Source organism: Salipiger sp. HF18 (assembly GCF_011806505.1).
In the GTDB taxonomy this organism is placed as follows: domain Bacteria; phylum Pseudomonadota; class Alphaproteobacteria; order Rhodobacterales; family Rhodobacteraceae; genus Salipiger; species Salipiger thiooxidans.
Window position 1 is genome coordinate 1 of the sequence record NZ_JAATOS010000214.1, and the last position, 6,697, is coordinate 6,697.

Below are 6,697 nucleotides of genomic sequence, written 5' to 3' on the forward strand. Positions count from 1 at the left end.
GGATGCCCGAGCCCTCGGTCTGCTTGTCGTAGAAGGCCGAGAAGAAGCCCACCTCGTGCCCCGGGTCGCGCGCGTCTGTGAACACCGCGTTGATGTAATCCGAGGCGTTCAGCACCTGCGCCACGTCCCGGTCCAGCGGCTCGGCATGTCCGCTCCAGTCGCCGACCTGGCGCGGGAACAGGGCGAAGGCCTCGCGCTCGGGCTGCACCCGCTGGGCGGGGGGCGCGAAGACGAAGGCCGCGGTGACGGCGAGGCTCGCGAGGGTCGCGACGGCGATGCCCCGTGCGGGCGGGATCGACAGGATGCGCGCGGCCTGCGCGCCCAGCCCCTCGAAATCGAGGTCGATGGTGTCGCCGAGGCTCAGCGGGTTCGGCGTCAGCCGCTGCAGCAGCACCGCGACGCCGAAGAGAATGGCGACGCAGACCGCGAAGACCACCCAGCCCTCGAAGAAGTGCTGGAATCCCTCGGCCTGCGCGATGCCATCGCGGCCATGAGGAAAATCAGCGCCTTGTGCCAGAACGGGCCGCGGTAGAGGATCGCGACGAGGTAGCTGAAGGACAGGATCGGGAACAGGTAGCGCAGCCCGGAGCAGGCCTCGGCCACCTGCAGCTTGTAGACCCCGAGGTTGATGACGTTGCCCTCGAGATAGACCGGCACGCCCGCCAGCCGGATGAACCAGACGCCGAGCTCGGACGACACCAGCTGCAGGACGATGGTCAGGTGCCAGTAGACGAACTGCGGCAGGGGCAGCATGAAGACCAGGTGCAGGACCGGAAGCTGGTGGGTCCTGCCGCGCTGCCAGCCGAAGCCGGTCAGAACGATGCCGCCGATCCAGATGATCATCGCGTAGGTGACGACGTCGGGGATCCGCACGAGATTGCCGAAGATGCCGAAGGCGAGGCCCAGCAGGATGACCGCGACCCCGGGCCAGCGGGTGGCGGGCTCGGACGGGGCGGGCGTGGGATCGTGGCGCAGCTCTCTGAGGAAGAGGTAGAGCGAGATCAGCGGGATGACCGGCCCGTGGCTGTACTCGGGCGTGATCCACGCGGCGCCGAGCGATTGCAGCCCCAGCCAGAAGATCGGCAAGGCCACGACGACAAGGGCTGCGAACAGGGGAAAGCCAATCGGGTCGTAGGACCGGAAATCGGGACGTGCAAAAAAGCGAGACTCAGCGCTGTCTGACATCAGCGAATCGACTCCGGACATAAGAAATAAACCAATCAGGCGCGATATTGCGGCAGATTGGCGCCGCGTGGCAAGGTCGGACTTGGGAAATCGTGGCAAGCCTGCGTTCGGCGCGGAGCATTCGTGGTGCTGACATGTAAGTTTTTCTGTGGGGCGGGCATCGTTCTGGGTACCGCCTTGGTCGGCTTGGCATCCGGCGTGCAGTCCCGCAGCGCGTGTTGACTGCTGGTCGGAGCATCAACTGCACCCGATCTGACCGCTTCTTGAGCGGCGGGGAGATGTCTCTGGGGGTGAAAATCCGGCAACATCCGCGGAATCCATATGATTGAGATGCTCGGACGGTTTCTCATTTTGCCTTTAGAGATTTTTCTTGAAGGCTTTGCTTCAGGATAGCTGACATGAATTTCCTGACCAAAACTCTGAAATTTGGCGATAGCGGGATTGCTCGGCGCAGGGGTGTTGCTTGATGGATCTCAGCAGGCGAGCGCGGTCACGTTCGGCTTCGACACTATCGCAGGGGGAAACACGGCGGGCGACGCCTATGCTTCGAACTTCGCGCTCGATGTGACCGATCTTGGTGCCGGCAAGGCGCTGTTCCAGATCGTGAGTGCGGCTGCTCCGGCAATGAACTATTTCATTCGCACGGTTTTCGTGGACGACGCCTCACCGAGTGCTTTCTTGTCCATCCTTTAAGCCAATGATGCCGCCGAGACTGCTGGCTCCGTCAACATGATCCGCTCCAAAGGTGGAACGTTGCCGCAGGGGTCCAACGTGGGGTTCACGCCGACCTTCAAGTACAACCGGCTCTGGCCCGGCGACTTCAACGGTCTCCAGCAAGGCGAGACCGCGGGTTTCATCTTCGACATCGCCGGGGACTTCGGGTCGCTCATCAATGCACTGACCTCGGGCGAACTGCGTTTCGGCCTCCATATTCAGGGGCTTTCGGGTGGTGCGTCCGACTCCTACGTCAACTCGGTCACCCCGGTGCCGCTGCCGGCGGCGGGGATCCTGCTCATCGGTGCGCTGGGCGGGCTCGGGTTTGCCTCGCGTCGCAGGAAGCGGGTGGCGGCCTGATCGTTCACAGTTGCGCGACAGAAGTCGTGGGTTGAGTTCCGGGCACAGCAAGACCCTGACGGGCTGTCACAGAATTGCGCAGCCCGTTTTTCATGGCCGGGGGCTGCCGGACTTTTCCAGACCAAGGGGCTGGCGAGCTATGCGCCGCGGCCCGAGATCTGTCGGGTGTCGGGTGTCGGGTGTCGGGTGTCGGGTGTCGGGTGTCGGGTGTCGACCTCTGGCGCGAGGTTTGCCGGACAACGTGCTACGGCTCGAGGGGTGCTCGGCAACAAGCGTCAGCTCGGTCGGTTGGAATCCGCACCAAGCCGGCCCGAGGATCCGCACCAACCCAAAGCCGCGTCACTCAAAGCTTCGAGAAAAACTCAGCCCTGCTTCAGCAGCCGCTGCTTCTGGCGGTTCCAGTCGCGCTTGGCTTCGGTCTCGCGCTTGTCGTGGTTCTTCTTGCCCTTGGCGATGCCGACCTTCAGCTTCACCACGCCCTTGTGGTTGAAGTAGAGCACCAGCGGCACGATGGTCATGCCCTTGCGCTGGGTCTCGTTCCAGAGCCGCGCGAGCTCCTTCTTGGACACAAGCAGCTTGCGGCGGCGGCGCTCCTCGTGGCCGAACATGGCCCGCTCGTAGGGGGCGATGTAGCTGTTCACCAGCCACAACTCGCTGTTTTCCACAGCGGCGTAGCTCTCGGCGATGTTGGAGGTGTTCTCTCGCAGGGACTTCACCTCGGACCCGGACAGCACGATGCCGCACTCGAGGTCGTCCTCGATCGCGTAATCGAAACGTGCCCGCCGGTTCTCGGCGATCACCTTGTAGTTCGGGTCTGTCTTCGGTTGGGCCATTGCGTGCATGTAATATCCCGCGCGCCGCCTGTCCATAAGCTGGCGCATCAGGCCGCGCGCAAGCAGCGCTATTCGGCGGGAAGGATCAGCTCGGCGACCTCGCCGCCGCCCTCGCGCGGGGTAAGGCGCAGCGTGCCGCCCATGCGCTCGACCGCCGACGCGACGATGGAGAGGCCAAGCCCGCTGCCGCCGCCCGCCGCACCGGCGCTGCGGTAGAACCGTTCGAGCACATGCGGCCGGTCGGCCTCGGCGATACCCGGGCCGCGGTCGGCGACGCGGAACCGCGCCTGCCCGTCCTCCTGCGACAGCGTGACCTCGACCGCGCCGCCGGGGTGCGAGGCCTGCACGGCGTTCTCGATGAGATTGCGCAGCGCGGCCTGCAGAAGCGTCGCCGAGGCGGTCGACCAGAGCCCCGGCGCTGCCTCGGTCCGGATGCTCACCCCGCGGGCCGAGGCGAGCTGCGTCAGGTCCGAGGCCACCCGTTCGAGAAGCAGCGCGCCGTCCTGCCGGTCGGCAGGCTCGGCGCTGACGCCATGCTCGACCGCGGTCATCTCGAGCAGCTGCTTCACCATGCGGTCGGTGCGGCGCACGCCCTCTGCCATCTGGTCCAGTGCGTTGTCGCGGGTCGAGTCGTCCGGGGCCATGCGGGCGACCTCGGCCTGGGTCTTGAGGCCTGCCAGGGGCGTCTTCAGCTCATGCGCGGCGAAGGCGGTGAAGCTGCGCTCGCGGTCGCGGGCCTGTCCGACCCGCCGCAGCAGCCCGTTCAGCGCCGATATCATCGGATGCAGCTCGCGCGGGGCGCCGTCGGTGCCGATCGGGCTGAGGTCGCTCGCGTCGCGGGCGGAGAGCGCGGCCCCCAGCCGGTCGACCGGTCGCAGCCCGCGCCCGACGGTCCACCAGATGAGCCCGGCCAGAAGCGGCAGCACCAGCAGCATCGGCACCATGAGCCCCACCGTCACGCCGCGCACGAGGTGGTCGCGCATCGCCTGTGCGTCGCCCACCATGACCCGGAAACCGTGCTCGGGATCGACCAGCGTGTAGACCCGCCAGAGCTCGCCATCGACCCGGGTCTCGCTGAACCCCTCGCGGCTGCCGCCGAGCGTGCCGTTCGGCGCGCCCTGCGACTCGCTGATGAGCCTGCCATCGAGTCCCCAGATCTGGCAGGACAGCTGGTGACGCAGCGCGAAGCCGTCCACGTCCGCGTGCCGCTGCACCATCGCCGAGGCGGCGGCATCCGCCGCCAGCCCGCCTTCGCCGACCAGCGAGGCGACCATCTGCGCCGATTCCTGCAGGCGACGGTCGAGCACGTGGATCACCTCGCGCCGGGTGGAATGCTGGGTCCAGACCACCGCCGCGAGCCAGATCAGCCCGGTCGCGAGCAGCAGGATCGCCAGCAGCCGCCCGCGGATCGAGGTCATGTCGTGCCTTCCGGTGCCAGCCGGTAGCCTGCGCCGCGCACCGTGCGGATGAAGCCGCTGCCGAGCTTGGCGCGCAGGTGGTGGATATGCACTTCGACGGTGTTGCTCTCGACGTCCTCCTGCCAGCCATAGAGCCGTTCCTCGAGCTGTGGCTTGCCGAGGATCGCGCCGGGGCGCTCCATCAGCGCCTGCAGGATGCCGAACTCGCGGCGGGCAAAGGCGATCTCGCGTCCGTCGCGCAGGCCGGTCATCCGCGCGGTGTCCAGCGTGAGCCCGTTCCAGCTCAGCAGGTTCTCGGAGCGTCCCTGCGCCCGGCGCAGCAGCGCCCGCAGCCGGGCCGAGAGCTCGGGCAGCTCGAAGGGCTTGCCGAGATAGTCGTCTGCCCCGGCATCGAGCCCGGCCACCCGGTCGTCGAGCCCGTCGCGGGCGGTGAGCATGAGCACCGGCAGGCTCGAGCCCTCGGCGCGCAACCGGCGCAGCAGGTCGAGCCCGGAGCCGTCGGGCAGCATGAGATCCAGCACCATCGCCTCGAACCCCTCGCTGAGCAGGGCGTGGCGGGCATCGTCGCAGCAGGACACCGCCTCGGGCGAAAAGCCCGACAGCCGCAGCCCGGCCTGAAGACCGTCGCTGAGCAGGGCATCATCCTCGACGATCAGTACACGCATGGGCCTCGGTCCCGGGGGAAGGTCGGTGGCCTCAGGGATACCCGGCCCCGAAGGTTGCAGACAAGAGGGCGCCGCCGCACGATTGCTTGACCGCGTTGTCAGCTTCCCCGGTAGGTCGAGTATCCGTAGGCCGAGAGCAGCAGCGGCACATGATAATGTGCGTCCGGGTCGGACATGCCGAAACGCAGCGGGATCTGGTCAAGGAAGATGGGCGCTTCGCCGGCCTGACCGGTGGCCCTCAGGTAGTCACCCGCGAAGAACACAAGCTCGTAGGTGCCGGGGGCGAATTTCTCCGTGGGCAGGATCGGTCTGTCGGTACGGCCGTCGGCATTGGTCTCGGTCTCGGCGAGCTTGCGGTGCGAATTGCCCGAGACCCTGTAGAGCGCGATCTTCACGCCCTGCGCAGGCACGCCGCGGGCGGTGTCGAGTACATGCGTGGTGAGATACCCTTCGGCCATTCCTCTTGCTCCTTTCTTGGGCAAGGCGGATAAGCGGGGCAGGGCCGCGCTCGCAGGTCCGCCCTTAGCGGTTTTGTCCGGACTAGAGCGCGTTTAACCGGCTATGACAACGATCCACGATGACCCAGGGCAGGAGGGGCAGATGCAGCGTTATCCCCGCAACATGATCGGCTACGGCGCGGACCGCCCGGATGCGAAATGGCCCGGTGGCGCGAAGATCGCGGTGCAGTTCGTGCTGAACTACGAAGAGGGCGGCGAGAACAACGTGCTGCATGGGGATCAGGCCTCCGAGGCCTTCCTTTCCGACATCGCGGGCGCGGCGCAATGGCCCGGGCAGCGTCACTGGAACATGGAGTCGATCTACGAATACGGCGCGCGGGCCGGGTTCTGGCGGCTGCACCGGCTGTTCACCGGCGCGGGCATCCCGCTCACCATCTACGGCGTCGCCACGGCGCTGGCCCGCAACCCCGAGCAGGTCGAGGCGATGAAGGACGCGGGCTGGGAGATCGCCAGCCACGGGCTCAAGTGGATCGAGCACAAGGACATGCCCGAGGAGGAAGAGCGCGCCGCCATCGCCGAGGCGATCCGCCTGCACACCGAGGTTGTGGGCGAGGCGCCGCGCGGCTGGTACACAGGGCGCTGCTCGTCCAACACCGTGCGGCTGGCCGCCGAGACCGGGCAGTTCGCCTATATCTCCGACACCTACGACGACGATCTGCCCTACTGGATCGAGGTCGACGGCCGCGATCAGCTCATCATTCCCTACACGCTCGAAGCCAACGACATGCGCTTCGCTGTCAGCCCCGGCTGGATCGAGGGCGAGCAGTTCTTCACCTATCTCAAGGACAGTTTCGACACGCTCTATGCCGAGGGCGAGGCCGGCAAACCCGCGATGTTCTCGATCGGGCTGCACAACCGGCTGATCGGACGCCCGGGCAAGGTGGCGGGGCTGCAGCGCTTCCTCAACTACATCGCGGGCTTCGACGGCGTCTGGACGCCGCGCCGTCTCGAGATCGCCGAGCACTGGGCCGCGACCCATCCGCCGGTGAAAACCGAGCGCCCCA

Annotated in this window: 9 protein-coding genes; 3 read left to right on the forward strand and 6 right to left on the reverse strand. The window is 66.9% G+C overall.

Annotated features, from left to right (window positions below):
- Together HC022_RS29225 and xrt are read right to left on the reverse strand one after the other, a co-directional pair.
- On the reverse strand, positions 1–436 hold a 436-nt coding region (locus HC022_RS29225; protein WP_368484680.1), incomplete at its 3' end, for an exosortase-associated EpsI family protein.
- Entirely contained in the window at positions 376–1,185 is an 810-nt protein-coding gene (gene xrt, locus HC022_RS16210) for an exosortase (protein WP_254885123.1), read from the reverse strand. The genes HC022_RS29225 and xrt, both read right to left, overlap by 61 nt.
- A gap of 441 nt (positions 1,186–1,626) precedes the next feature.
- Between xrt and HC022_RS29230 the strand changes: the two genes are divergently transcribed.
- Both HC022_RS29230 and HC022_RS29235 read left to right on the forward strand, forming a co-directional pair.
- Positions 1,627–1,878, forward strand: a complete 252-nt coding sequence (locus tag HC022_RS29230) for a hypothetical protein (RefSeq protein ID WP_254885124.1) — start codon at positions 1,627–1,629, stop codon at positions 1,876–1,878.
- A 36-nt stretch (positions 1,879–1,914) separates the two neighbouring features.
- On the forward strand, positions 1,915–2,259 hold the full coding sequence (locus HC022_RS29235) for a VPLPA-CTERM sorting domain-containing protein (RefSeq protein WP_254885125.1): 345 nt from the start codon (positions 1,915–1,917) through the stop codon (positions 2,257–2,259).
- A 362-nt stretch (positions 2,260–2,621) separates the two neighbouring features.
- Here the strand turns inward: HC022_RS29235 and smpB are convergent, their stop codons facing one another.
- From smpB to uraH, 4 genes are all read right to left on the reverse strand, one after another.
- On the reverse strand, positions 2,622–3,092 hold the full coding sequence (gene smpB / locus HC022_RS16220; protein WP_008887117.1) for an SsrA-binding protein SmpB: 471 nt from the start codon (positions 3,090–3,092) through the stop codon (positions 2,622–2,624).
- A 68-nt stretch (positions 3,093–3,160) separates the two neighbouring features.
- Positions 3,161–4,510, reverse strand: coding sequence for an ATP-binding protein (locus HC022_RS16225; RefSeq protein WP_167453124.1), 1,350 nt, complete (start codon positions 4,508–4,510; stop codon positions 3,161–3,163).
- Complete coding sequence (locus tag HC022_RS16230; RefSeq protein WP_008887157.1) at positions 4,507–5,175, reverse strand: response regulator; 669 nt, start codon at positions 5,173–5,175, stop codon at positions 4,507–4,509. Before HC022_RS16230 ends, HC022_RS16225 begins: the two co-directional genes overlap by 4 nt.
- A 98-nt stretch (positions 5,176–5,273) precedes the next feature.
- Positions 5,274–5,633: a hydroxyisourate hydrolase gene (gene uraH / locus HC022_RS16235; RefSeq protein ID WP_167453125.1), complete on the reverse strand. Its 360-nt coding sequence runs from the start codon at positions 5,631–5,633 to the stop codon at positions 5,274–5,276.
- 142 nt (positions 5,634–5,775) lie between these two features.
- On the opposite strand from uraH, the gene puuE reads away from it, so the two are divergent.
- On the forward strand, positions 5,776–6,697 hold a 922-nt coding region (gene puuE / locus HC022_RS16240), incomplete at its 3' end, for an allantoinase PuuE (RefSeq protein WP_167453126.1).

Excerpts from the sequence above, each read along its gene's own strand:
- xrt (WP_254885123.1), bottom strand. The coding sequence starts at position 1,185 with ATGTCAGACAGCGCTGAGTCTCGCTTTTTTGCACGTCCCGATTTCCGG.
- HC022_RS29235 (WP_254885125.1), top strand. The coding sequence starts at position 1,915 with ATGATCCGCTCCAAAGGTGGAACGTTGCCGCAGGGGTCCAACGTGGGG.
- smpB (WP_008887117.1), bottom strand. The coding sequence starts at position 3,092 with ATGGCCCAACCGAAGACAGACCCGAACTACAAGGTGATCGCCGAGAAC.
- HC022_RS16225 (WP_167453124.1), bottom strand. The coding sequence starts at position 4,510 with ATGACCTCGATCCGCGGGCGGCTGCTGGCGATCCTGCTGCTCGCGACC.
- HC022_RS16230 (WP_008887157.1), bottom strand. The coding sequence starts at position 5,175 with ATGCGTGTACTGATCGTCGAGGATGATGCCCTGCTCAGCGACGGTCTT.
- uraH (WP_167453125.1), bottom strand. The coding sequence starts at position 5,633 with ATGGCCGAAGGGTATCTCACCACGCATGTACTCGACACCGCCCGCGGC.